Source organism: Rhodococcus sp. DK176 (assembly GCF_038447315.2).
In the GTDB taxonomy this organism is placed as follows: domain Bacteria; phylum Actinomycetota; class Actinomycetes; order Mycobacteriales; family Mycobacteriaceae; genus Rhodococcus_F; species Rhodococcus_F jostii_A.
The window spans coordinates 30423-53760 of sequence record NZ_CP118321.2; the positions used below are offsets into that span (position 1 = coordinate 30423).

The window sequence follows — 23338 nt, forward strand, 5'->3', positions numbered from 1 at the left end:
CGGTCGGTCAACTGACCGGCCATCCCGGTGTGCGGCCGAGATCGTTCCATTCCCGATCCCACTGCCGCATCCGGCTTCGGCCGCTGATCCACCGCACCCCGGAGTACAGCAGGAGGGCGCCGACCGCCGCACCCGCCCACACCGACAGGGCCGCGCTCACGGCGATCGCCGCGTTCTGCACTCCCGACCGGGGCTCGGCGACGACGTTGCCGTTCGTGTCCACCCACACCGTCACCGTGTCGCCGCGGTGCGTCCCGGGTCTGGTTTCCACGGCGGTCGAGCGCAGGGTGCCGTCCGGTGCCTTCCACTGAGCTGTCCCACGGTCCTGCGTCTCCGGTGAGCGGCTGCGCGCGTCGGCGACCACCACCTGTCGCGGATCATCGACGAGAACGGCGGACTGTGCATGCCTCGTCTGAAGTTCGGTGTGAGACCGTTCGGCCAAACCGGTGTACGTCACGGTTCCGAACGCCGCCGCGAACGGGACCACGATCAGGACGACGGTGATCAGGACGGCCGCGACGACGGAGTCGCAACGGTCGGTGGCACGCATGAGGGGATTTCGACTCCAGGGCGCCAGACGCCACCAGCGCAGTGCCTGATCGATGGTCATCACAGCCTCCTCGGACCGTCCTCCTCCGTCCTCCTGTTTCCGAGTCTTCCGCGGGCGAGGAGGACGGCCTAGAGCACAAGGTCATGGGCAGGGGTGACCGGCCCCGGACGAGTGGCCGAGCGTCACACCTGTCGTCACCCTCCCGCGAATAGCCGACAACAGTGACGTGGTGACTTTCGGCCCTGGAATTGCGCGCGCCGTTATCGCACCGTTGTGGAAGAGGCCGACGCACGACATCTGAGCCCGTCGGCGAGGGAACGAGGAACATCATGTTCGAAGGCCACGCCACCGCATCGCCGTGCGACGATCGTCACCGCCGAGACGACGAACCCGAGGAGTTTCTGTACGTGCATCCCGCCGGGTTCGCACTCTCCGTGGTGACAGGGGCAGCGGCCGCCGGCCTTGTCGTCCTGTTCGGCGCCTGGCTCGCAACCCCGCTCGTCGGAGTCGGCGCTGCCGCGACACTTGTCGCCACCGTCGGCCTGGCGGCGGCCATGTTGATGCCCCATCGACCACGCCGGCATGGGACGCGCCCGGTTCGTTCCACTGCTCGATGACCATCGGAGGGCCTCGAGTGGGAGGCTTCGGATGCCAGCTGATCTCGGCGTAGTCTGATTTCCCGGAGCGATCACACAGCAAAGACTGGAGGTTGCGGCATGATCAACGTCTTTCTCGTGGATGATCACGAGGTCGTCCGGCGCGGAATCGCCGACCTCCTCACCGCTGACCCCGATCTGACCGTCGTCGGTGAAGCCGCCTCCTACTCTCAGGCCATGGCACGAGTGCCGGCCCTGAAACCGGACGTCGCAGTCCTCGACGTCCGACTGCCCGACGGCAATGGAATCGAGCTGTGCCGTGAACTGCACTCGCTCATGCCGGAATTGCACTGCCTCATCCTCACCTCGTTCTCGGACGACCAGGCGATGCTCGACGCGATTCTCGCCGGGGCCAGTGGATACGTCGTGAAAGACATCCGGGGCATGGAACTGACCCGGGCGGTCCACGACGTCGGGGCCGGCAGGTCACTCCTCGACAGTCGCGCCGCCGCTGCTCTGATGGTGAAGGTCCGCGCGAACGCTGGTGAGAAGGATGGAATCTTCGGGCATCTGACAAATCAGGAACGGACACTCCTCGCCCTGCTCGGTGAGGGGCTGACGAACCGTCAGATCGCGGCGCGGATGTTTCTGGCCGAGAAGACCGTCAAGAACTACGTGTCCCGGCTGCTGACCAAGCTGGGTGTGGAGCGCAGGACTCAGGCCGCGGTGCTCGCGACGAAGATGCAGTCGAGACAGTCCGGCACCTGACGGATCAGACCGGGTCGGTTGTGCGTCCAGTGGTTGTTCCGGCTCCCCGCCATGGCGCTACGTGGGACAATGCGTCGTGTGACCCGTCAACCGGATGCGGGCGACCGAGGTCCGTTACTCGGTAGTCTGTCCGAGCTTCGGCTCCGTGAGCTCCTGGCCGAGGTGCAGGAGCGCATCGAGCAGATCGTCGATGCCCGAGATCACGTCGACGGGCTGCTCGAGGCGATGCTCGCGGTCACGTCGGGACTCGACCTCGACAACACGCTCCACACCATCGTCCATGCTGCGATCAATCTGGTGGATGCCCGCTACGGCGCGCTGGGGGTGCTCGGCCCGGGTGGGGGCCTGAGTGAGTTCGTCTTCGAGGGCATCGACGAGGAGACCCGCGAGCGTATCGGCGACCTGCCCCGTGGTCGCGGGGTCCTCGGTTTTCTCATCACCAATCCGAAGCCGGTCCGGCTGGATGACCTGTCTCATCACTCCGCGTCGGTGGGATTCCCGGCCGAGCACCCGCCGATGAAAACCTTTCTGGGAGTTCCCATTCAGATCCGGGACGAGGTGTTCGGGAATCTGTATCTGACGGAGAAGGCTAACGGGTCACAGTTCACCGAGGACGACGAGGTCCTTCTCCGCGCGCTCGCGGCCGCGGCCGGGATCGCGATCGAGAACGCCCGCCTGTACGAGGAGTCCCGGACGAGGCAGGCGTGGCTCGAAGCGACGCGGGAGATCGCGACCGAACTACTCGCGGGCAGCGAGACCGCCGAGGTGCTGCAGGTGATCGCCGACGACGCCCTTGCCCTCACCGGCGCCGACAGTGCCTTTCTCGCGGTACCGGACGATCCCGACATCCCGTCGGACGAGGTCACCGAGCTCGTGGTGACGGCATCGGCGGGGACGGTGTCGGATCGGATCATCGGCCGGACGATCCCGGTCGACAAATCCACGTCCGGCGAGGCTTTCCGCGAACGGACACCGCTTCGCGTCACGGCGCTGGCGTTCGACCCCGGGTTCGAGACGGGAACCCGGTTCGGTCCGGCGCTGGCGCTGCCGCTGCGTGCCGCGCAATCGGTGACGGGGGTGCTGGTGACGCTCCGCCACGTCGACGCTCTGCCGTTCACCGACGACCAGCTGGCGCTGATGTCGGGGTTCGCAGACCAGGCGGCCGTCGCGTTGCAGCTGGCCAACAGTCAACGCCGAATGCGTGAGCTCGACGTCCTGTCCGATCGGGATCGCATCGCGCGCGACCTCCACGACCACGTCATTCAGCGCCTCTTCGCGGTCGGCCTGTCGCTGCAGAGCACCTTGCAGAGGGCGAAGGCTCCGATCGTCAAGCAGCGGCTCGAACAGTCGATCGACGACCTTCACGACATCGTGCGTGATATCCGTACCGCCATCTTCGACCTTCACGGCGGTTCGGGGGGGATGACCCAGTTCCGGCGGCGGCTGCACGAGATCGTCGCCGAGACCACCGCGGATTCCGGACTCCGCACGACCGTGCACATGTCCGGGCCGCTGTCCGTCATCGACGCCGCGCTCGCCGAGCACGCCGAGGCCGTCCTACGTGAGGCGTTGAGCAACGCGGTACGGCATGCAGGAGCCGAAACGGTCACGGTCAGCATCTCCGTCTATGACGATCTCGCCATCGAGGTCGCGGACGACGGCAAAGGTTTCGTGGAGAACGCCGTCACCAGTGGATTGGAAAACCTGGCTATCCGGGCGCGGGAAGTGAACGGGCACTTCACCATCGACACCACACCCGGTGGCGGCACCACTCTCCGGTGGTCGGCGCCGCTCCCGTGAGCAGGGAGCGGCACGCCCGTCCGCCGAGGTGGGGACCTTCTCCCCTACGCCGACCACGGACACACAGTCACGATGAGAGTAGCGGCAACATCTGCCGCGAGCTTCCTCGAGGAGAACATCATGGCGCCCCATCGCGCGATCGTCGTCGGAACAGACGGGTCACCGTCCTCGCTCCAGGCGGTGGCGTGGGCCGCGCAGGAGGCGGCGTTGCGGAACTCCGCGCTGTCGATCGTCACGACCACGTTCGTGGCGGGCGCCTACGGTGTGCCGATCGGCATGCCGGAGAGCTTTTTCGACGACGAGGAACGCAACGGGAAGAACCGGCTGGCCGTCGCGGCGGAGATCGCCGGCCGGACGGTGCCCGGGCAGTCCCTCGACCTGCACACCACCCTCTGCACCGGAACGCCGGCCGGGGAACTCCTGGAGAGAGCGCAATCCGCCGCGATGGTCGTCGTCGGCTCGAACCGGCAGGGAATCATCGAGCGCGGCTTCCTGGGATCGGTCAGCGCCGCGGTCGCCACCCACGCACCGTGCCCGGTGGCGATCATCCACGATCTTCCCGATTCCGAGGTCACCCGCCTCGAGGGGCCTGTCGTCGTGGGGGTGGACGGTTCGGCGCACAGCGAGCCCGCCGTCTCGATGGCCTTCGCCGAGGCCGGCCTGCGCCGGTGCGAACTGGTCGCCGTGCACGCCTGGTCCGACGTCGACCTCCCGGTGCCGCACGGGGAGGTCGACGGCGTTTCCGGGTGGAAGCAGATCGTCACCCAGGAGACGGCCCTGCTGTCGGAGAGTCTCGCCGGCCGTGCCGAGGATTTTCCCGACGTCAAGGTGCGGACGATGGTCGTCATGGACCGGCCGGTACGCAACTTGCGCGAACAAGCCGACAACGCCCGACTTCTCGTTGTCGGTAGTCGCGGACGCGGCGGATTCACCAGCATGCTGTTGGGATCGACGAGCCGGGCCCTGATGCACTCCGTCCGGTGCCCGCTCCTCGTCGTTCGGTAGCGCCGACGCCGGTCAGCGCTCGTCCTCGATTCCCGGGGCCAGCGCGAAGTAGTCCTCTTCCTCCTGGGCGAAATGTAGACGCAGCACCGCATACAGTCCATACAGGCACGCGAGAAGGTCGTCACGCTGATCCGGGCGGACTCCGCCGTGCGCCTCGACGGCGCCGAGGTGAGTTTTCAGGCGTCGGCTGAGCCGATCGATCTCCGCGTGCGCTCGGCTCATCGGGGCGGTGGCTTCGGCCGTCCCGAACGCCTCCGCCAGCGCGGGATACAGCTGGGTCTCTTCGGCGCGCGCATGGGGCAGGACCTGCTCCACCAGCACGGTGTGTGCTTTCCGCACCGCCGCTACCGTCTCGGGTCCGGGTTGGCTACTCACCTGCTCTGCCGCGTCACGGATCAGGGTCAGGGCTCCCCGCAGGTCGTCGTGTTCACGGTTGAAACGCTGCAGCAGCAGACCGGTTTCCCGGGTGACCGCGAGCTCGCGGGATCGGCCGCCCCGAAGGGCGCGCAGGGCATTGAGGATGACCGCCACATCGATCCCCTCCTGCAGTAGGGCGCCCGGCGCGGGAGCGATCCAGCCGAACGCCGCGGCAATCATTGCCAGCAGCGACAGCGTCATACCGATGCCGGCACTCTGGATCGCGATCCGCCTCGACCGCCGTGCGATCTCCATGGCGTCCGCCAACCGGGCGAGGTGGTCGGTCGTCAGCACGATGTCGGCGGCCTGGGAACTGGCGGTGGCGCCGCGCGCGCCCATCGCCACTCCGACCGACGCCGCCGCCAATGCCGGTGCGTCGTTGATCCCGTCCCCCACCATCATCGTGACGGCCCGGCGCTTCTCCTCCCGCACTGCTGCCACCTTGTCCACAGGCGTCTGCTCCGCGAGCACGGCGTCCAGTCCGACGATCGACCCGATCTCGAGGGCCGGTGCGCGGCGGTCACCGGTCAGCATGATCAGTCGGTTCAGCCCGGCCGCCCGCAGTCGGCGCAATGTGCGAGGCGCGTCTCGACGAAGCGGATCCCGCAGCAGGATCGCCCCGGCCAGAGTGCTGTCGATCTGAACCCAGGCAACCCTGCGCCGTCCAGGGCCGATCGTGTCGAGACGGCCTCCGCCCAGTCCGGCAACACGCCGTGGTCCGCACCGACCTTGACGGCACGACCGTTCACGACGCCGCTGACCCCGGCTCCGGCCTGCTCGCTGACATCGGTGGGCAGTGGCAGCGCGCAGCCCCTCGCCCTCGCGAAGTGGACGATCGACTCGGCGAGAACGTGGGGCGACAACTGGTCGACAGCGGCGGCGAGTCGGAGTACCTCGTCGGGATCGTGGCCGGGGGCGGCCGCGACGTCGAGCCCGGACGGCCTGCCGGTCGTCAGCGTTCCCGTCTTGTCCATCACCAGGGTCCGCGCTCGACGCGACCTTGTCCCGCTGCGGACCGCAGTCGTGCCGGTCGACCGCGTAGTAGGCGATGTTGCAGCCGCCGGGGGCCGGTCCGAGTCGACGCTCGAGGTCAGACCACGAGAACCGTGTGCGTTCACCGCCGTAGTCGGTGAAGTTCGGTGCCGCCCCGGGGGTGGACGACGATGTGGGAATCATGCTCATAGCCGCTGATCACAGTCCGTGTCCGCACGCAGCCGCGTCCTGTGTGGCTGCCAGCTCGAACAATTGGTGCGCAAGGTCGGTCAAAGCACGAGCGGCGGCCATCTGGCGACTGACCTGCACTGTGTCGGCGTGTCGAGAGTGGCAGCCGGCCTCTCCCTGCCCTTCGAGGAGGGCCTTGCCGTGCGGGCGCAGGCGCGCCGTGGCCCGGGAGCAGGTCTGCTCCGCGTCGGGTTCGTGTATCTCGATCTCCACGGGCCACGTGGTCGCGGGCACCGGTCTGGTCACCGCCGCCCCGGACCCTTGCACATCGCGCCCATGCCGCTGGTCCGTCATGGCCTCTCCTGTTCGATTGCCGTGTGGTGACGCTCGGTAACGGGCCCGGTCCTCCGGATCGGTGGGACACGATCACTCGGTTGTCCGGTGTGGGCTCACAACGGCCGGACGACGACCGTTCAGGGTGCCGTTCGAGTGCCGTGAAGAGCCGTTGCCGGGCAACCCGTTCGGCCAATTCCGGCATGTCGGCGATCGGCACCCTCGCGAGATCCGCAATACTGCCCGCCACTGTCCGAGCAATCGCATCCCGCGTGAAACTCCCCTCGAACTCGGGAATCAGCCGCTCCACCACCGGCGCCTGCGTGTGCACCATCGCCGTGGTCTCCGTGTCACTGCTCGTGCTGGTCATTGCGTTTCGAGGATCTTTCGATGCCGGTAGGGCGCCCTTGGTTTCCTTCAGCATCGCGAACCCACCGACATCGGCAATAGAGGCGAAGGACCGTAGTCGAGGACCAAAGGCTCTGACGCCGCGTCCGCCGCCACGCTTGAATGAATTCCGACGGCCGACGACGGAGGTGACGGTGCATGAAAACCCGAACGCCGCACGCGGTCACCACGGGCGTCGTCGTGCGCTCCCTTCGACCCACCGACAGAGACGACGTGCAGTCTCTACACGAGCGGATGGACCAGCACGACGCCTACCTGAGGTTCTTCGGAGCCCGTCCGAAGCATCTCGAGGATCTGGCCGAGTCACTGTGCCTGCAAGACCCCCGGCATTGCGCACTGGGCGCCTTCATCGGCGGCATCCTGGTAGGAGTCGCGAACTACGTGAGCCCGGCACACCAGTTGGACAACGACTCGACGCCGGTCGAATTCGCGCTGGTGGTCGATCACGAGTACCAATCGCACGGAATCGGAACGATGCTGCTGACCCGGCTCGTCGACGCCGCGCGGGCGCACGGCATCGAGCGGATGACGGCGGAGGTGCTGGCGCAGAACACCTTGATGCTCGAGGTGATCCGAGACCGGGGGTGGGCCCACGCGCTGCGTCGCGACGGGACCACACTTCACCTCGACCTCGACCTCGATGAGGACGCGCAGGCTGACGGACCTTCGGCGCGGCGCCGGCCCGTCGTGATGTGACGAACCCTCATGTCGGCGACCGAGAGAACTCAGAGGTGTTCGCCACCGCAGGCAGTCGGTGGACTCGAGGTGAGCGGAGTCGAGACGCACACCGCCTATGTCGTCATGGTCGGTGATGTCGTCTTCAAGGCGAAGAAGCCGATCCGGACGGCGTTCGCCGACTTCGGCACCGCCGAAAGGCGTCGCGCGGCCTGTGAGCGTGAAGTGACATTGAACCGCAGGCTGTGCCCCGACGTGTATCTCGGAGTCGCCGAATTGACGGACCCAGCCGGAGGGCCGACCGAAGCGCTGGTCAAGATGCGCCGGATGCCGTCGGACCGACGACTGGCCCGGCTGGTCGGCGGGGGCGGCGACGATACCACCGCGCAGGTGGATGCGATCGCCGCCGTCGTCGCCCGATTCCACGCCGGGGCGGAGCAGTCTGCGGAGATCGATTGTGACGCCACGCCCGGAGCGGTGGCCGCACGGTGGCGAGCCAACGTCTCCGAAGTGACGAGTTACCGGTGCGATGTCCTCCCGGCGGCGGACGTCCACGAGGTGCAGGCGCGGGCCCTCAGGTATCTGAAGGGGCGGAAACGGCTGTTCGAGTACCGCGTTCGGGAAGGCCGGATAGTCGATGGTCACGGCGATCTTCTGGCGGACGACATCTTCTGCCTCGCAGACGGGCCGCGCATTCTCGACTGCCTCGACTTCGACGACCACCTACGCCACGTCGACTGTATCGACGACGCGGCATGCCTCGCCATGGATCTCGAGTACCTGGGACGCGAAGACCTGGGGTTGCGGTTTCTCGATCGGTATTGCGCCGCGGCACGCGATGAGCCGCCGGCATCATTGCAGCATCACTACATCGCCTATCGGGCGTTCGTCCGCGCGAAGGTGGCCTGCCTGCGGTACACGCAGGGTTCCCGCGCGGCCGGCGAGGATGCCCGGGCGCACTGCAACCTCGCGTTGCGGCAGCTGCGCGCGGGAACCGTGCGAATGGCACTGGTCGGTGGGCTGCCCGGCACCGGAAAGTCCACGCTGTCGCGCAAGTTGGCTGACGTCACCGGATCCGTCGTCATCTCCAGCGACCACGTCCGCAAGGAACTCGACGGCCTCGATCCGCATTCCCGTCAGGTGGCCGGATTCGTTGAGGGCTTGTACAGCGGCACCATGACCGACCGCACCTACGCCGAGGTGCTGCGGCGCGCTCGCGACCATCTCACGGCGGGAAGGTCGGTCGTGCTGGATGCGTCGTGGACACAACCGATGCGCCGGGAGCGCGCTGCGCTCGTCGCTTCCTGCACCCACAGCGATCTCGTCGAACTCGAGTGCAGGGCACCACGCGCCATGGCGATCGCGAGAATCGGGAGCCGTCCAACCGGCGACTCGGACGCCACCCCCGCCGTGTACGACGCGATGGCCGCGAGTGCCACGGCGTGGCCCTCGGCCACCGCGGTCGACACGGACACGGCCGCCGGGGACAGCGTGCAGACGGCGGAGCGGATCTGGCATTCCACGTCGGGGTGGCGAGATGAGTAGTCACAGCTACCGTTCGCCGGTCACGGTTTGCCCGACGACAGGAGAGCCCATGCCCGACATCGTGACGTTGACGATGAATCCTGCGCTCGACATCACCACGAGCACGAACCGGGTGGTGCCGACCGACAAGGTGCGCTGCGGCGCGCCTCGCCGAGATCCCGGCGGCGGCGGACTGAACGTGGCCCGGGTACTGCACGTTCTCGGAACTCCCGCGACGGCGGTGTTTCCTTCGGGCGGCCATACAGGCCGGGCCCTCGAGGATCTCGTGGCCACCGAGGGCGTCGAGATCCGGAGTCTGACGATCCGCGGTTCCACACGGGAGAGCCTGACGATCAACGAGAACGAGACGGGTCTGCAGTACCGTTTCGTCCTGCCGGGACCAACAGTGACCGCAAGGGAACAGGTGGCCTGTCTCGACCTGGTCATCGAGGTCGCGTCGGGCGCCGACTATGTGGTGGTGAGCGGAAGTCTGCCACCGGGTGTGCCCGCCGATTTCTACCAGCAGGTGGCAGACGTCGTCGGCGACCTCGGTGCGCGAGTCATCGTCGATACGTCCGGTCCGGCCCTGAGACAACTTCGGGGTGGTGTGTTTCTCGTCAAACCGAGCATTCGCGAACTCCGGGACTGGACGGGGCGGGAGTTGTCGGCGATCGACGACCAGGTGGCAGCGGCTCGGGAAGTCATCGACCGGGGGGTCTCCCAGATCGTCGTCCTCTCGCTCGGTGCCGATGGCGCTCTGCTGGTCACACGGGACCGCGACGAGCATTTCCCGTCGGTCCAAGTCCCGGTGGTCAGCGGTGTCGGTGCAGGCGACAGCATGGTCGCCGGTGTGGTGTGCGGCCTGGCACACGGTCGTTCGTTGAGCGACTCGGTGCGGTACGGGATCGCCGCGGGGGGGGCCATGCTGCAGACACCGGGCACCGCCCTGTGCCGGCGACCCGACGTCGAGCGGTTCTATCAACTGCTCACCGACGGATCCGCCGCGGGCACCATCGTCGGATAGTCAGGCGTGTGCGAGATGGAGACCGGCCGCGCTCAGTTCCGCGTAGTTCGGCCTTCAGTTCGTACGCGGGAATGGACGTGGGCCGCGACAACGGCCTGGTCGTCGACCGCGATTACGAGGACAAGGCCCCGTACCGGTTCACCGGAACCGTCCACGAGGTCGTGTTCGATCTCCAACCGGCAAACCACGAGGCCGAACTCGCGCTGCACGAGCACGCGGCGATGCAGGGTGTCGGGCACGGCGCGGCCGGCTGACCCGACGATGCCTTTGCCCGGGCTCAGGGGTGTTCGCTGTACAGGGCGGCGCCGGCGGTGACCCCTGCACCCACGGCGACGATCAGGACACGGTTCCCGGCCGGGATACCACCCGTCCGGCGGTCCAGGGCCGCCACGAGGGACGCGGTATGCATCCGTTCGTCATAGGCGACCACGATCCGCGGCACGGGGACACCCAGGTGCTCGGCGAGCGCCGCGCGGAACTTCGGCCGGGCGGGAGCGGCCACGATCAGATCGACATCGGCGAGCTCGAGGGAGGATGCCTCCAGGCATTCCCTCGCCGCCTGCGCTCCGGCGGTCGCGAATCGCTCGTCCATCGAATCCGACTCCCGGAATCGCAGTACGTTCCGGGAATCCTCGAGTCCGACGGTGGCACAGAAGCTTTCACCGGCGTCGGAGCAATTCACCCAATGGACGGGCCCCAGGCCGAATTCGTCGTCGGTCCAGCGGCAGAGGATGGCTCCACCCGTCGGCGCAAACGGAAAGTGCTCGCTCATCCCACGTCCGGGATCGGCATCACTGGCAACCACCAGCGCCCAGTTGATCGTGTGCGACCGCAGGAATCCGTCGACGATCTGCAGACCGTTGAGAGCCCCACAGGATCCGTTTGCGACATCGAAGGAAAAGGTCCCGTGCGTGTCGTCGTGGGGGTCCTCCGGGTGGGCACCGATATCTTCCTGGATGAGCGCCGCGAGGGCGGGCTCTCCCAGATTCCGGTCGCGGTACAACCCGACGTTGACGAGCAGGTCCAGGTCGTCGGCATTCCGACCGGCCCGTTCGAGGCAGGTCTGGGCGGCCGACACCGCGAGATGCAATGCACTGTGGCGGGTACGCCAGCCGCCTCGTGTGACGTCGAGCCGATCAATGACTGTGCCCATAGCGTGCCACCAATTCCTCGTCCAGGGTCAGCAGAACGACGCCGATCTCCAAACCCGATGCGAGGGCGATCAACGCCACGGTCTCACCCGCTCGGATGCGGCCTGCTTCGAGTTCCTCGACCAGCGCGACGGTGTGGGTCGTCGAGGCCGTATTTCCATAGCGGTCGACGGTGATGACCGCGTCGTGCCGTGGAGAATCGCCCAGCGTGGCGGTCACCTCGGCCATCCCTTTGCGGATCGCTCGCGCCGAGGTTTGGTGTGTGATCACGTGATCGATGTCGTGGAGGGAGATCCCGGCGGCGTCGAGCACCTCGTGCAACAACAGCGGGGTGTCCGCGATCGCCGCCCGCTGGATCCCCCGCGAGTTGGTGAACATTCGGGCGCCGGGGTCGTCGCCCTTCGGGTACGCGAGACAGAGCCGACTGTAGTCGGCGACGGTGGTGAATCCGGCCAAACCGATCCCGGCCGATCCGGCAGGGGCACGTTCGAGGAGCAGCGCGGCCCCGGCGTCGCCGAGCGTGAGGCACGCAAGCTCCTTGCTCATGATGTTCCGGATGTGCTGGGCAGCATTCTGTCCGAGCTGCGAAATGTACTCACCACTGACGACAAGTGCCCGTTCGACGATTCCCTGACGGATCCAGTTGTTCATCACCGTCACACCGGTCAACATGCCGGCGCACGCGTTCGAGAGATCGAAGGTCATCGCCCCCGGCGCGCCGATCGCCTGGGCGACCGCACTACTCATCGTCGGTTCGAGCCATTGGGTGAGACCGCCGTGAAACTTGGTGATGCTGCAGCTGACCACTACATCGATCGACGCGGCGTCCCGGTTCGACCGTTCCAGGCAATCCAGTGCCGCCGAGATCGCCAGTGTGTAGGAGTCTTCGTCCCCCACCGATACCCGGCGCTCGCGGATCCCGGTGAGCCGCTCGAGGTCGATGTGAGTCGAGTGACGGGTGGTCGACATCAGGTCCGTGGTCGTGAGATGTGTCGTGGGTAGATGCCGGCCGGCCCCGGCGAGACGCGTAGCGAACGGCATTCGCCGGTCGTCGTTCTCGGTCTCCATGACCAGCCAACGCTTGACCATTCTTCCCACCTCCGTGCTCACTCCACAATCGCGCATCGGCGATGTCGTCACCAGGGCATTTGGACCCTTCCGGGGGATCGTTCGAACCAGCACCGAGGAATGCGACGAGGTGAGGTCCTAGGACCCTTGTCCTGTGACGGTGGCACGCCGACGCTGAGGGACGAGGAGAGGAGTCGTCATGCAGGCACGACACGTCATGAGCAGCCCGGTCACCACGGTGGACCGATCCACCTCGGTGGACGAATGCCTTCGGTTGGTCGGAAGTTCGGGCTTCACGGTGCTTCCGGTCGTCGACGAGCGGAAGCATCTCGTGGGCATCGTGTCCGAGGGTGATCTGCTCCGTGCACGATTCCGTGAGCTGGGCGGGGCGGACCGCGGGACCGACCCGCAGCCTGACGAGATGTCCGCAGGCGACGTCATGGCCAGTCCCGTGGTGGCGATGACGGCCGACGCGGAGGTCAGTGAACTCGCATCCGCGATGCTTCGATCTCGGCTGCGCGGCATCCCCATCGTCCACGATCACGACATCCTCGGGATCGTCACCCGCCCCGATCTCATCGCCGTCCTCACGACCGACGACGCTCAGGTCGCAAAGGAAGTGCAGCACCGCCTCGACGTCTACGGTGGAGCCGGCCGATGGCGCGTAGACGTCGCCCACGGCTCCGCCGCGATCTACGGTGTCACGCCTCAGGACCCGGAACGAAATGTCATCGCCGCACTGGCCGATACCGTGCCGGGCATCGCCGAGGTGCATTTCCCGCCCGAGTAGCCGAACCTCGATGTCACACCGATCCTCGTTTTCTCCGGGCAGGAGCCGGCAATGCAGGCAAGGTATCTCGACGCCGGAGATCTGCGATGGCCATGGGTCGCGGCCGCCGCCGTCGTGGGCTTCGCCGCATTGTCGATGACATCTCCCCTCGCCGTCCTCGGGGGTGCAGCCGCGGTCGTCTTCATCGGACTCGGCGTTTTCCGTAATCCGCACCAACGGGTCGTCGGCGCCGCGATCGTGTCGGTCGGTGTCGGACTGCTGGTGCCGGGCTTGCCCGCCCTGCTCCTGCACGGTGTGAACTCGCTGTGACCGGCCGGTCCGCGATCACGCGGCACCGCAGTCTCGACGGGCCGACGCGAACGAACAGAGACGAGGTATCGACATGACAACAGATTCACCGATCGTCGTGGGTGTGGACGGATCGGCGCACTCACTCGACGCCGTGCGCTGGGCCGCCGACGCGGCCGTCCACCATCGAGCCCCGTTGTCCTCCCTCCTCGGTGCGCCCGGTACGTTCGGCGACGCCGTCAACCTCTCCGCAGGCGTGTTCAGCGGCGTGGAATATGCGGGCACCCAGAGTCTCGCCACGGCTTCGGAACTCGCCCGGCGGAGCGTGCCCGGCAACCACCTCACCCTCCGGACGTCGCTGCGTCACGGCTCGGCCGTGGCGGCCCTGCTCGACGCCGCCGAGTCGGCGCGCATGCTGGTCCGGTTCCCGTGGCCTCGGAGAGTTCACCGGCGGCCTGGTCGGGTCGGTCAGCGCCGCGGTTGCCAGTCATGCACCCTGCCCGGTGGCGGTGATTCGCGGAATGCCAGAAATGGACGCGCCGCCGTTGGACGGCCCGGTGGTGGTCGGAGTCGATGGTTCACCGAACAGCGAACCTGCCATCGCGGCCGCCTTCGAGGAGGCCTCTCTGCGCGGCGTCGACCTCGTGGCAGTGCACGCGTGGAGCGACTTCAGCCTGTTGACCGTTACCCCCGCCGATCCCAGCGACAACGAACTTCCCTGGTCGGCAATCGAAACCGCTGAACGGGCGGTCCTGTCGGAGAGACTTGCCGGATGGAAGGACAAATATCCGGACGTGTCCGTCCGCAAAGTTGTCGTCCGAGATCGACCGGTTCACCACCTGCTCCAGCAAGCGCGGGAATCGCAGTTGGTGGTGACCGGCAGCCGGGGGCGTGGTGGGTTCGCCTCACTGTTGCTCGGTTCGACGAGCCGGGCTCTCCTCCACGCGCTGACCTGCCCGCTGCTGATCGTTCGCCGGTGACGAGACGAGACGCCTCCACCGTCGTCCCCGCCGGGCGGACCGTGTTGAGTCCCTTCTGAGGATCGGCCGCGCATTGGGGGCCTTCGGGTTCGTCGTCGTTGCAGGCACGCTCGGATATGTCGTCCTGGGCTTCGGCATGCTGGATGCGCTGTACCAAACCGTGACGACGAATAAGCACGGTCGGGTTTCGTGAGGTTCACCCACTCGGTGCGGTGGGCCAGATCTTCACGATCCTGCTCATACTGGCAGGTGCCGGTACGGCGCTGTACACGTTCGGAGTAATCCTCGAAGCCCTGATCGAGGGGTATCTACGGCAGCACATGGAGCGTCGGCGAATGGACAGACACATCAGCAGGATGACCGGGCACGCGATCGTCTGTGGTTTCGGCCGGGTCGGACGGGCCGGAGTGCAGTATCTGGCCACGCTCGGGATGCCGGTCGTCGTCGTCGATCGCGATCCGGAGCGCCTCGCCGAGCTCGACGTCCCGACAGTCGTCGGGGATGTCACCGACGATCAAGTTCTCGAAGCGGCGGGAATCGGCCATGCCCACGCTCTGATCCGGGCGGGAGCAAACCGCGTCGTCACCCTCATCTCATCGGGGGCGCCGGATGGGTGCCTTCGCGCTCCAGCCACACGTCGCCGAGTTCTCGCACGTCGTGATGCACGACGAGACGCTGGATTACCGGATCGAGGAGGTCGAGGTCTCGCCTGCCTCGCCGCTGGCCGGGCGAACACTGGCGGAAGCGGGCCTCGCGGCGCAACCGGCTCACTGTTGATGGCGTTGTGGTCACCGACGGGGCAGTTCGTCGCCGATCCCACCCCGGAGCAACGTCTGGACCCGGGCACCATTCTCATTGCACTCGGAACTGCGCCGCAACTCGATGCGCTTCGGCGCGAGGTCAGGCAGAGTGAGGGAATCTACTCACCCTGAACAGTTTCCGCCCTCACCGAGCCTGCGCCGGGGCACGGCGGGCCCACCGGAAGTACGCGATCGGTCCGATGAAGTTCACGGCAATCGCAGCAGCCCATGTCGTTCTGCTCCCCCTGATCTCGTGTGGATCACGTTTCGCGAGATCTGCCCAGGCCGCCGCGGCCAGCCCCACCTGCACCGCCGCCATCACCACCAGCGCGGCGCGCTGCGACGCTGTCAGACGCGACCACGTCACAGGCCTCTTCCATGGACTCATCGCTGCTCCTCCGATCTCACTTCACCGGCCCGGCACCCGCGAGGTTAGTGCCTCCTCGGCGCCCGACCACCGGATTCAGGTCCATCTTTCCGTGTCCCGGGTCGATTCGGCGGCGATGGCGCCTGCCCACGCGCACACGTCCGCCCAGTCGCGGGCGTCGCCGTAGTGCCCACCCATGAGCGTGAAGACGACTCGCCCGAATCCCGGCCAGTCGCCCGGTGCGATCACGCCGGCGAAGAATCGGTGGTCGCGCACATCGGCCGCATCCCGCAGTATCCGCACTGCTCCGGGCTCCGGTGTCACGCGACGCAGAAAACGCGCCAGTCGTTTCGACAGGGTGGTGCTGGTGACGCCGACCGACGACACCGAGAACGCCCATACGCGCCTTCCCTCGAACTGGGACCGCAGGCGCCCGACGGCGTCGGAGGCCTCGGCGAGCCACTGTCCGTTGTGGATCGCGCTTCCGAAAACGATCACGTCGTAGGAGTGCACGTCAGACACGGCTGCGACCGGCCGGACGTCGACCGACTGCCCGAGGCCTTCGATGCACGATCCGAGCCGCTCCGCGATCCCGCGGGTCGAGCCTTTCGCCGTCGCGTACGCCACCAGTACCGTCATGTGCGTGGCCTTTCCGGAGAGGTCTCGCCGGAATCGTCTCCGCCCGAGTGCGGCGTGGGCTCGTGCGGCTCGCATGGTCCCTGATCGAGACGGAACGGTGGGTATTCATCCCGCATCAGGGTCGCGTACGCCGCGACGCGGAACGCCCAACGATTGATTCCCATCACGAAGTCGAACAAACCGTGTGGGTATCGCCCGGTGAAGAGAAGCGCAATCGCCGAGAAAGTCACCGCGAGACCGAGCACAGAACCGAGGAGCCACGGCTGCCCGTAGTGCGTACCGTCGGTGACGGTCACTCCGGCACGCCAGCTCCCGAACCACCCTCCCGCGAGTAGCGCCAGGATCAGGTAGTGCGGGATCGCCAACAGCCACCACTTCACGAGGACCAGTCCGCGGGACAACCGCACGGGGTAGTCGACGTCGAAGTCCGCGGGATAGTCGGTACGGTTCAGGGTGAAGGGCGGGTAGCGGTCCGTGGCCAGGGCCGAGTAGGTGTAGAACTGCACTCGCCACACCCACCGGAGAACTCCGACGTTGAAGTCGAACAGGGTTCGCGGATACCGCGCGGTGAACAGGATCGCGAATCCGGACACCAGGGTGGTGACGACGAACGCGATTCCGAGGAAGAAGAGCACGAAGTAGTGCGGGAGCGCCAGGAGCCATTTCACCAGCCACAGCCATCGCGACAGCGGCGCGTCGAGTTCACCCACGAGGCGAGCGGGATAGACGGTCCATGGAACGTGTGCGTCGCCGGCGATCGTGCCGTCGCCCGCGATCTGCGCGACGGGATGCGGTTGTGGCGGGCCGTGCCGGCCCAACCCGATTGCTCCTGCCACGATCAACGGGATTCCGATGATCAGAAGGACGACCGCGCCGACCAGGACGCTCAGTGCGAGTGGTCCGAGGAAAGTGAGGCGTGCGCCGGCCTGAATGTCGACGGACAGGCCTGGAGTTGCGTCTGCCTTCATGACGACAGCCGTCCAGGACCCCTGCTGTAGCTCCCACCGCACTTCCTGCGTGCCAGTACCCGAGGAAGAGGCGGACCAGAATGGTTGTGTCCCAGGTAATGCTGCCGGTCGGGTTCCAGGAATCTGCCGATAGGTCGGCCGAAACGGATCGAACTGCACGTCTGTCACTTCGGTGCGAGCAACGTCGGTGAAGTACTTGTCGACCTCGTCACGAGGGCCGATCCCGATGAAGATCTCTTGGTCGGGATCGGTGGCGGTGGCTCGCACCAGTACCCGGCCGAGGTCCTCGGTGCTGAAGCCTTTCGGCAAGTCCGCGCCCTCGAAGAGATCGACCTTCTCCGATACCAGGGCACTCTCACTCGTCTCGAAGTGCTCACGCGGCGAGGTGAAGTGCCCACCGTCGCGTTGCATGAAGTAGGCCCACCCCAGAAACACCGCGGCAGTGAGCAGCGCGAACCCGGTCAGGGCGCTCAGACAGCCCAGGACGAGAACGGCTACTCTGCCGGTTCGCACAGGCGCATCCTCCTGGTCCGGGATCCCCGAAAACTCAGTGTGCGGCGTCCCTCCAGCCGCGCGTCAGGGTCATTGGTCACCACTCGGTCGACCGGTCGAGTGTGTTGCGGCTACGAAACCAACTGGTGGAGCGTTGGGTACCGATCGTGTGGGAATCGGCCATCGCGGTCGCACTCGTCACGGCCGGATCGACCGGCTTCCGCCGCCGCGACCTGAGGTGTCGAATCACCGGTGACGTGAGCGGGGCGTCAGCTCACCGCGGCCCGCACCACCAGTTCGAACGTCGGCCGCGGATCCGCGGTGTCGTGTCGGGCGATGCGATGCAGGATCAGGCCTTCTGCGCACGCCATGACTGCGGTGGCGGCGGTCTGCGGATCCCGTGCTCCCAGCCGGTGGAATGCCGACACGGCGGACGCCTCCATTGCCGCGCGCCCCCGTGCCAGCGCCTCCCGGAGAGCGGGGTCGTGGCTGGCTTCGAGGAACAGGACCAGCCGTGCGGCGGTGACGGTTCGGTTGGCGACATTCGTGTAGTCGATCAGACCGCAGAGCGCGTCGACGAGGTCTTCTGCGGATGTCGGTGCCAGTACACCGACTTCGGACATCTCGCGTTCCACGATCGCGTCGACGGTGCCGGTGACGAGCGCCGCCCGGGTGCGGAAGTAATTGGACAGGCCGGTCACGGCGAACCCGTGGTGCTACTCCACGGCTTCCCCCAACACTGGTGGGAGTGGCGCGGGGTCCTCCCCGGGCTGGCCGCGCATTACCGGGTGATCTGCCCGGATCTGCGCGGCGCCGGCTGGACCGACGCACCGCCGACCGGATACACCAGCGAGCAGTTGCTCGCCGACGTCGTCGCGCTCCTGGACGCGCTCGAACTCGACCAGGTCTGCCTGATCGCGCACGACTGGGGCGCTCTGCTCGGATACGAGCTGTGCCTGCGCGCGCCCCACCGTGTGCGGAAGTACGTGAGCCTCGGTGTCCCCCCCGTTCGTCCGGTTCGATCCACGGCTGCTCGGACGGGGGCGTCAACGCCTGACCTACCACCTGCTGCGGGATTTCACCACGAACCGGAACACCTGTTCGGAGAACGACATCGAGCTGTTCGCCGCCAGCTGCGCGCACCGGCCCGCGCCGCCGCCGCGTCCGCTCTCTACCGCTGCGGATGCTCATCGGCGCCGAAGACCCCATCGTGCGCCCGGAGTTCCTCGGCGGATGCGAGGAGCGCACCGATGACTTCGGTGTCGAGTTCGTCGACGGCGCCTCACACTTCATTGTCGACGAGAGGCCGGAGGCAGTGCTCGAACGCGCGCTCGCATTCTTCGCGCCGCCGGGCCCGGATCACGAGGCGGCGACGGGCACCTGACGGACGGGATCGATGCTCCCCGAACGTTCGAGCTCGCCCAGGGCGAACCCCACGCCGCGCACGGTGTGGACGACGTACGGCGATCCGACGGCCACCAGCTTCCGTCGCAGGGAGCAGATATAGGCATTGAGGACGTTCGTCTTCGATTCGACCGTCACACCCCACACCATGAGCATGAGGTCGCGGCGGGTGACGACTCGATCGACATTCTGCGCGAGCACGGTGAAGAGGACGAATTCCGTCCTGGTCAGCGTGGTGCGGAGCCCGTCGTGGTCGGGTTCGTGGGGTTCCTCGCACTGGCAGACGTCCTGCGCGTCGTCGGGCGCCTGCGCGGGCACCGCGGGCTTCACCCGGCGGAGGATCGCGCGGAGCCGTGCGACGAGCTCGTCCGCCCCGACCGGCATCTCCATCACGTCGTCGGCGCCGGCCTCCAGGAGGTCGCTGCGCCGGTTGCCGGAGCGGAACGTGCCGATCACCACAACGGCGAGCGCGAATCGCATCGCTTTCAACGCCCGCACCGTGGTGTCCGCGTCGAGATGTGGCGATCGCGCGTCGACGATCACCACATCAGGGGGTTCGATCCGCGACCGCACCGGCTCCGCATATGTCCTCGTGACGAAGAACCCCGCGTCCCGAAGGCGCTCGACGAGGGATCTCTCGACGTCCGCGTCGATCAGGAGGACGCGCGGACGGGCGATGGCCGAACTCGACACAGCGTTCATGCGGGTTCCTCCTGTTTTCGAGCCTCGCGTCGGTGTGCCTGTTAGATCAACCGGGGGCAGAGATCAAGTTCCCACGCCGCAGTTGATGACGATATCGGGCGAAACTCCCCTATCGTTACCGAGAGACCGCTGCATCACCCGATCGGGAGGTCGTTGTATGTCCCAACTCCAGCACCTCGCACTGCACGGGGACGCAGTCGCATACCGGCTGAGCGGTGAGGGCGAGACATTGCTGCTCGTGCACGGGATGGCGGGAAGTTCCGCGACGTGGCGCGCGGTTCTCCCGCAGTTGGCCCGGCGGTACCGGGTCCTGGCGCCGGACCTGCCCGGCCATGGTGATTCCGCCAAGCCGCGCGGCGACTACTCGCTGGGCGCGTTCGCCGCGTGGCTGCGCGACCTCCTGAACGAACTGGACATCGAACGGGTGACGGTGATCGGTCAATCCCTCGGCGGAGGGGTGGCGATGCAGTTCAGCTATCAGCATCCCGAACTGTGTGACCGGCTGGTCCTCATCGGCAGCGGCGGACTGGGACCGGATGTGAACTGGACCCTGCGGTTGCTGGCGGCACCGGGGTCCGAGTTCGTCCTGCCGTTGGTGGCGCCCTCCGCGGTTCGTGACGCCGGCAACAAGGTCCGCGGCTGGCTGGCGGCGGTCGGGATCCACTCGGTCCGCGGCGACGAGATGTGGAACGCCTACTCGTCGCTGTCCGATTCGGACACCCGGCAGGCGTTTCTGCGGACGCTCCGCGCCGTCGTCGACCATCGGGGGCAGGCGGTGAGCGCGCTGAGCCGTCTGTACCTGAACGAGGGTCTCCCGACGCAACTGATCTGGGGCGATTCCGACGGCATCATCCCGGTCGCGCACGGATACGCGGCGCACGAGGCGATTCCCGGGAGTCGGCTCGCCGTCCTCGACGGTGTCGGGCACTATCCACACCTCGAGGATCCCGCCGCGGTGGTCGAGATCATCGACGACTTCGTCTCCACGACACCGGCGCGGACCTGAATGATCGGTCGGCTGCGCTCGCGCGGCGCCCGGTGACGAGGATGTAGACGCTGATCAGCAGCACCCATGCCGGGAACGCCAACGTCGACCACAGGCTGAAGTCGACGATCGCCAGCAGCGCCAGGGCCAGCAGATACGTGGTCATGACGAGCCATCGCGGCATCAGGCCGGTCCGCAGCCAGATCGTCCCCAGCGAGATCATGAACACCGCGGCCATGCGCAGCGCGTAGACGTGGTTGATCTGCAGCATGATCTCGCGGCCGAAATAGACGATGTCGTTCGCGGAGCTGCCCGAGTGGCGGGCGATGGCGAGCACGCCGCCCGCCACCCCCATCGAGACGAATCCCATCGCGAGAAACAGCAATCCGCTGCCGAGGAACACCGTCGCGAAGAACCGGTCCTCGAGGTCGCCGAGACGGTCGCGGATGACGCCGATGAACCAGAGGAAGGCGATCCCCGCGAACGGAGCGAGGAGCAGGGCCGTCTTGATCCGCGTCTCGCCGCTGCCCACCCAGGGGGTTTCGTCGAACGGGTCCGCCGGCAGCGCGGTCCGCAGAAGGACGAGGCTGGCGGCGAACAGCACGGCGAAGACGATTCCCGCGACGGCCGCCGAGCGTGGCGTCCTCAGCCGGCGGAACTCCTGCGCGCGCTGCGTTTCGGCCATGAGTCAATCCTCGCTCGAGGAGCGATCGGGATTCACCGATTCGCGTCTACCCGGTGAACACCCGCCGGTCGGTTTCCCGCTGGGCGGAACGCCGCATGGCGTGCCGCATCCCCGAGAACTGTGATGTCAATTACACATTCACGAGACTTCGACCACCGAATGTGACCACCCACCCCTACCGCCCGGCTCGGGCCGCGCCGCAGTGCGGCGGCGCCGCCCCGAGTTCCCGTGCAGGTATTCGAAAGGACCCGATGATGGTCACCCATGCGACTACCGAGCGATGGACACCGCGCCTGATCTTCTCGCTCGCCTCGATCGTGTTGCTGCTGGAGATGCTCGCGGTCAGCTACATGATGATCTCGATCGCGTTGCCGCAGATCGTCACCCACTACCAGACGACGCAGGGCGCATGGTTGCTCACGGCGTTCCTGCTGGTGGGAGCGATCACCTGCCCGCTGATCGGCAAGCTCGCCGATACCCACGGCAAACGGAGACTCCTGCTGACGGCCGTGGGCCTGTCGGCGCTCGGGTCGCTGATCTCGGCGATCGCACCGACATACGCGGTGCTGATCGCCGGCCGCGCCCTCACCGGTCTGCTCGTGCCCTGCCTGTTCCTGAGCTATTCGCTCATCCGCGACGTCTTCCCCGCCCGGACGGTGGCGTTGGCGGTCAGCATCGCCACGAGCGGCATGGGCCTCATCGCGATCCCCGCACCGTTCTTCACCGGGTGGCTGATCGACAATTTCGGCTTCCGGAGCATCTTCTGGTTCTTCGTGGCCGGTCTGGTGATCCTCGCCGTCCTGATCCGGGCGACGACCGGCGAATCGACCGTGCGGCTGCGCTCCCGCATCGACCTGATCGGCGCGGCGCTCCTGGGCGCCGGACTCGCCGGCATCCTCGTCGGGGTGAGCTTCGGGCCCTCGTGGGGCTGGACGTCGGGGGCGACGATCGGTTTCCTCGCCGGCGGTGCCGCCCTGCTGGTGGCGTGGATGGTGTCCGCACGACTGCTCGCGGACCCGCTGATCGACATCCGGTTCTTCGGTAAGCGGCCGGTGTTCCTGACGGCGCTCGGCGCGGGATTCTGCTACGGCACGTCCGCGGTGTTCACGATCATGCTCCCGATGATGTGCATGACCCCGGCGATCCTGGGGCTCGGCTACGGATTCGGTATCAGCGCAGAGGGATTCGCGATCTTCCAGGCGCCGCTCGGTGGCGCCGTGGTGATCGGCGGACTGATCGTCGGAACCCTGGTCCCCCGGAACGTCCGTCCGCGGATCCTGATGGTCGTGGGCATGCTCGTGATGGCCGCCGCCTGCCTGCTCACGGCGATGGTCCACGACGACAAGGCCCTCCTGATCGGCTTCGCCGCACTCCTCGGCGTGGGAATGGGCATGGGGTACGCCTCCGTCCCGAACCTGCTCATCGCCGCGGTGCCGCCGCAGTTGCAGGCGACGACGGCGAGCATGGTGGCGGTGTTCCAGAGCATCCTGCCCGCCATCCTCCCGGTGATCGTCTTCTCCGTGTTGAACTCGCACATCGCGACCGTCGTGCAGGGTGCGGTCTTCTACACCGACACCGGCATCACCATCGCGTTCGTGATCGGCGCGGTCTCGGCGCTGCTGGGCGCGGTCGTGGCCTTCGCGTTGCCCCGCCGGATTTCGCAACTGAGCGCACCCGGTTCGGGGGCCGCGGCCGCGGCCGACACGGACGGGGCCGTCGTCCTCGCCCACTGAGCCGCCGGTCTCACACCGTCGTCGC

22 protein-coding genes and 5 pseudogenes are annotated in these 23338 nt (G+C 67.2%); 16 read left to right on the plus strand and 11 right to left on the minus strand.

Annotated features, from left to right (window positions below):
• Positions 1 to 7: 7 nt before the first annotated feature.
• Complete coding sequence (locus tag PSR88_RS00160) at positions 8 to 610, minus strand: hypothetical protein (RefSeq protein ID WP_011593379.1); 603 nt, start codon at positions 608 to 610, stop codon at positions 8 to 10.
• 269 nt (positions 611 to 879) lie between these two features.
• Here PSR88_RS00160 and PSR88_RS00165 point away from each other — a divergent pair, with 269 nt between their 5' ends.
• The 4 genes from PSR88_RS00165 (at position 880) to PSR88_RS00180 (ending at position 4719) form a co-directional block, all read left to right on the plus strand.
• Complete coding sequence (locus tag PSR88_RS00165) at positions 880 to 1167, plus strand: hypothetical protein (RefSeq protein ID WP_237724186.1); 288 nt, start codon at positions 880 to 882, stop codon at positions 1165 to 1167.
• Positions 1168 to 1266: 99 nt separating this feature from the next.
• Positions 1267 to 1914: a response regulator transcription factor gene (locus PSR88_RS00170; protein WP_011593381.1), complete on the plus strand. Its 648-nt coding sequence runs from the start codon at positions 1267 to 1269 to the stop codon at positions 1912 to 1914.
• Between the two features lie 69 nt (positions 1915 to 1983).
• Positions 1984 to 3714 (plus strand): GAF domain-containing sensor histidine kinase, encoded by a 1731-nt coding sequence (locus PSR88_RS00175; RefSeq protein ID WP_009472551.1) that lies wholly within the window; start codon positions 1984 to 1986, stop codon positions 3712 to 3714.
• Between the two features lie 120 nt (positions 3715 to 3834).
• Positions 3835 to 4719, plus strand: a complete 885-nt coding sequence (locus tag PSR88_RS00180; protein WP_016884277.1) for a universal stress protein — start codon at positions 3835 to 3837, stop codon at positions 4717 to 4719.
• A 12-nt stretch (positions 4720 to 4731) separates the two neighbouring features.
• Here PSR88_RS00180 and PSR88_RS00185 read toward each other — a convergent pair.
• Positions 4732 to 6128: pseudogene (locus PSR88_RS00185) on the minus strand (heavy metal translocating P-type ATPase); the annotation flags it as partial.
• A gap of 199 nt (positions 6129 to 6327) precedes the next feature.
• A complete protein-coding gene (locus tag PSR88_RS00190) occupies positions 6328 to 6651 on the minus strand; it encodes a dsRBD fold-containing protein (protein WP_016884276.1) in 324 nt (107 codons plus the stop codon).
• A gap of 525 nt (positions 6652 to 7176) precedes the next feature.
• Between PSR88_RS00190 and PSR88_RS00195 the strand changes: the two genes are divergently transcribed.
• The 4 genes and pseudogenes from PSR88_RS00195 to PSR88_RS00210 form a co-directional block, all read left to right on the plus strand.
• The gene (locus tag PSR88_RS00195) at positions 7177 to 7734 is read left to right on the plus strand and encodes a GNAT family N-acetyltransferase (RefSeq protein WP_016884275.1); all 558 of its coding nucleotides are present in this window, start codon (positions 7177 to 7179) and stop codon (positions 7732 to 7734) included.
• Positions 7735 to 7743: 9 nt separating this feature from the next.
• Positions 7744 to 9258: an AAA family ATPase gene (locus PSR88_RS00200; protein WP_342338016.1), complete on the plus strand. Its 1515-nt coding sequence runs from the start codon at positions 7744 to 7746 to the stop codon at positions 9256 to 9258.
• 49 nt (positions 9259 to 9307) lie between these two features.
• Complete coding sequence (locus PSR88_RS00205) at positions 9308 to 10261, plus strand: 1-phosphofructokinase family hexose kinase (protein WP_016884273.1); 954 nt, start codon at positions 9308 to 9310, stop codon at positions 10259 to 10261.
• A pseudogene (locus tag PSR88_RS00210) lies at positions 10177 to 10515 on the plus strand (hypothetical protein); the annotation flags it as partial. The gene PSR88_RS00205 and the pseudogene PSR88_RS00210, both read left to right, overlap by 85 nt.
• A 23-nt stretch (positions 10516 to 10538) precedes the next feature.
• Here PSR88_RS00210 and PSR88_RS00215 read toward each other — a convergent pair.
• Positions 10539 to 11414, minus strand: a complete 876-nt coding sequence (locus PSR88_RS00215) for a 3-oxoacyl-ACP synthase III family protein (RefSeq protein WP_011593390.1) — start codon at positions 11412 to 11414, stop codon at positions 10539 to 10541.
• A complete protein-coding gene (locus PSR88_RS00220; RefSeq protein WP_016884270.1) occupies positions 11398 to 12501 on the minus strand; it encodes a 3-oxoacyl-ACP synthase III family protein in 1104 nt (367 codons plus the stop codon). Before PSR88_RS00220 ends, PSR88_RS00215 begins: the two co-directional genes overlap by 17 nt.
• 178 nt (positions 12502 to 12679) lie before the next feature.
• On the opposite strand from PSR88_RS00220, the gene PSR88_RS00225 reads away from it, so the two are divergent.
• The 4 genes and pseudogenes from PSR88_RS00225 to PSR88_RS00240 all read left to right on the plus strand — a co-directional run bounded on the left by PSR88_RS00225 (position 12680) and on the right by PSR88_RS00240 (position 15470).
• A complete protein-coding gene (locus PSR88_RS00225; RefSeq protein ID WP_011593392.1) occupies positions 12680 to 13270 on the plus strand; it encodes an HPP family protein in 591 nt (196 codons plus the stop codon).
• A 51-nt stretch (positions 13271 to 13321) separates the two neighbouring features.
• Positions 13322 to 13579 (plus strand): hypothetical protein, encoded by a 258-nt coding sequence (locus PSR88_RS00230; RefSeq protein WP_011593393.1) that lies wholly within the window; start codon positions 13322 to 13324, stop codon positions 13577 to 13579.
• A gap of 73 nt (positions 13580 to 13652) precedes the next feature.
• Positions 13653 to 14538, plus strand: a pseudogene (locus PSR88_RS00235) (universal stress protein).
• Between the two features lie 55 nt (positions 14539 to 14593).
• A pseudogene (locus tag PSR88_RS00240) lies at positions 14594 to 15470 on the plus strand (potassium channel family protein).
• Between the two features lie 13 nt (positions 15471 to 15483).
• On the opposite strand, the gene PSR88_RS00245 reads toward PSR88_RS00240, so the two are convergent.
• The 4 genes from PSR88_RS00245 to PSR88_RS00260 all read right to left on the minus strand — a co-directional run bounded on the left by PSR88_RS00245 (position 15484) and on the right by PSR88_RS00260 (position 18505).
• Positions 15484 to 15726 carry a PLDc N-terminal domain-containing protein gene (locus tag PSR88_RS00245; RefSeq protein WP_016884269.1) on the minus strand — a complete coding sequence of 81 codons (243 nt, stop codon included), beginning with the start codon at positions 15724 to 15726 and terminating at the stop codon, positions 15484 to 15486.
• 75 nt (positions 15727 to 15801) lie between these two features.
• Positions 15802 to 16344: a flavodoxin domain-containing protein gene (locus tag PSR88_RS00250; protein WP_342338017.1), complete on the minus strand. Its 543-nt coding sequence runs from the start codon at positions 16342 to 16344 to the stop codon at positions 15802 to 15804.
• Positions 16341 to 17825 carry a DUF4389 domain-containing protein gene (locus tag PSR88_RS00255; RefSeq protein ID WP_011593398.1) on the minus strand — a complete coding sequence of 495 codons (1485 nt, stop codon included), beginning with the start codon at positions 17823 to 17825 and terminating at the stop codon, positions 16341 to 16343. The genes PSR88_RS00250 and PSR88_RS00255 overlap by 4 nt, the downstream gene beginning before the upstream one ends.
• Positions 17826 to 18073: 248 nt before the next feature.
• The gene (locus tag PSR88_RS00260; RefSeq protein ID WP_011593399.1) at positions 18074 to 18505 is read right to left on the minus strand and encodes a TetR/AcrR family transcriptional regulator; all 432 of its coding nucleotides are present in this window, start codon (positions 18503 to 18505) and stop codon (positions 18074 to 18076) included.
• Positions 18506 to 18517: 12 nt separating this feature from the next.
• On the opposite strand from PSR88_RS00260, the pseudogene PSR88_RS00265 reads away from it, so the two are divergent.
• Both PSR88_RS00265 and PSR88_RS00270 read left to right on the plus strand, forming a co-directional pair.
• Positions 18518 to 18898: pseudogene (locus PSR88_RS00265) on the plus strand (alpha/beta fold hydrolase); the annotation flags it as partial.
• A gap of 89 nt (positions 18899 to 18987) precedes the next feature.
• Complete coding sequence (locus PSR88_RS00270) at positions 18988 to 19188, plus strand: alpha/beta fold hydrolase (RefSeq protein ID WP_016884264.1); 201 nt, start codon at positions 18988 to 18990, stop codon at positions 19186 to 19188.
• On the opposite strand, the gene PSR88_RS00275 is transcribed toward PSR88_RS00270, so the two are convergent.
• A complete protein-coding gene (locus PSR88_RS00275; RefSeq protein WP_009472609.1) occupies positions 19164 to 19910 on the minus strand; it encodes a response regulator transcription factor in 747 nt (248 codons plus the stop codon). The genes PSR88_RS00270 and PSR88_RS00275 overlap by 25 nt on opposite strands.
• A 157-nt stretch (positions 19911 to 20067) precedes the next feature.
• Between PSR88_RS00275 and PSR88_RS00280 the strand changes: the two genes are divergently transcribed.
• A complete protein-coding gene (locus tag PSR88_RS00280) occupies positions 20068 to 20916 on the plus strand; it encodes an alpha/beta fold hydrolase (protein WP_009472610.1) in 849 nt (282 codons plus the stop codon).
• Here the strand turns inward: PSR88_RS00280 and PSR88_RS00285 are convergent.
• Positions 20876 to 21580, minus strand: coding sequence for a hypothetical protein (locus tag PSR88_RS00285; protein ID WP_009472611.1), 705 nt, complete (start codon positions 21578 to 21580; stop codon positions 20876 to 20878). The genes PSR88_RS00280 and PSR88_RS00285 overlap by 41 nt on opposite strands.
• A gap of 251 nt (positions 21581 to 21831) precedes the next feature.
• On the opposite strand from PSR88_RS00285, the gene PSR88_RS00290 reads away from it, so the two are divergent.
• On the plus strand, positions 21832 to 23313 hold the full coding sequence (locus tag PSR88_RS00290; protein ID WP_011593401.1) for an MFS transporter: 1482 nt from the start codon (positions 21832 to 21834) through the stop codon (positions 23311 to 23313).
• The last annotated feature ends 25 nt before the right edge of the window (positions 23314 to 23338 follow it).

Excerpts from the sequence above, each read along its gene's own strand:
- PSR88_RS00280 (WP_009472610.1), top strand. The coding sequence starts at position 20,068 with ATGTCCCAACTCCAGCACCTCGCACTGCACGGGGACGCAGTCGCATAC.
- PSR88_RS00170 (WP_011593381.1), top strand. The coding sequence starts at position 1,267 with ATGATCAACGTCTTTCTCGTGGATGATCACGAGGTCGTCCGGCGCGGA.
- PSR88_RS00160 (WP_011593379.1), bottom strand. The coding sequence starts at position 610 with ATGACCATCGATCAGGCACTGCGCTGGTGGCGTCTGGCGCCCTGGAGT.
- PSR88_RS00220 (WP_016884270.1), bottom strand. The coding sequence starts at position 12,501 with ATGGTCAAGCGTTGGCTGGTCATGGAGACCGAGAACGACGACCGGCGA.
- PSR88_RS00175 (WP_009472551.1), top strand. The coding sequence starts at position 1,984 with ATGCGTCGTGTGACCCGTCAACCGGATGCGGGCGACCGAGGTCCGTTA.
- PSR88_RS00230 (WP_011593393.1), top strand. The coding sequence starts at position 13,322 with ATGCAGGCAAGGTATCTCGACGCCGGAGATCTGCGATGGCCATGGGTC.
- PSR88_RS00195 (WP_016884275.1), top strand. The coding sequence starts at position 7,177 with ATGAAAACCCGAACGCCGCACGCGGTCACCACGGGCGTCGTCGTGCGC.
- PSR88_RS00215 (WP_011593390.1), bottom strand. The coding sequence starts at position 11,414 with ATGGGCACAGTCATTGATCGGCTCGACGTCACACGAGGCGGCTGGCGT.
- PSR88_RS00225 (WP_011593392.1), top strand. The coding sequence starts at position 12,680 with ATGCAGGCACGACACGTCATGAGCAGCCCGGTCACCACGGTGGACCGA.
- PSR88_RS00180 (WP_016884277.1), top strand. The coding sequence starts at position 3,835 with ATGGCGCCCCATCGCGCGATCGTCGTCGGAACAGACGGGTCACCGTCC.
- PSR88_RS00275 (WP_009472609.1), bottom strand. The coding sequence starts at position 19,910 with ATGAACGCTGTGTCGAGTTCGGCCATCGCCCGTCCGCGCGTCCTCCTG.
- PSR88_RS00250 (WP_342338017.1), bottom strand. The coding sequence starts at position 16,344 with ATGACGGTACTGGTGGCGTACGCGACGGCGAAAGGCTCGACCCGCGGG.
- PSR88_RS00200 (WP_342338016.1), top strand. The coding sequence starts at position 7,744 with ATGTCGGCGACCGAGAGAACTCAGAGGTGTTCGCCACCGCAGGCAGTC.
- PSR88_RS00270 (WP_016884264.1), top strand. The coding sequence starts at position 18,988 with ATGCTCATCGGCGCCGAAGACCCCATCGTGCGCCCGGAGTTCCTCGGC.
- PSR88_RS00190 (WP_016884276.1), bottom strand. The coding sequence starts at position 6,651 with ATGACGGACCAGCGGCATGGGCGCGATGTGCAAGGGTCCGGGGCGGCG.
- PSR88_RS00205 (WP_016884273.1), top strand. The coding sequence starts at position 9,308 with ATGCCCGACATCGTGACGTTGACGATGAATCCTGCGCTCGACATCACC.
- PSR88_RS00245 (WP_016884269.1), bottom strand. The coding sequence starts at position 15,726 with ATGAGTCCATGGAAGAGGCCTGTGACGTGGTCGCGTCTGACAGCGTCG.
- PSR88_RS00165 (WP_237724186.1), top strand. The coding sequence starts at position 880 with ATGTTCGAAGGCCACGCCACCGCATCGCCGTGCGACGATCGTCACCGC.
- PSR88_RS00285 (WP_009472611.1), bottom strand. The coding sequence starts at position 21,580 with ATGGCCGAAACGCAGCGCGCGCAGGAGTTCCGCCGGCTGAGGACGCCA.
- PSR88_RS00290 (WP_011593401.1), top strand. The coding sequence starts at position 21,832 with ATGATGGTCACCCATGCGACTACCGAGCGATGGACACCGCGCCTGATC.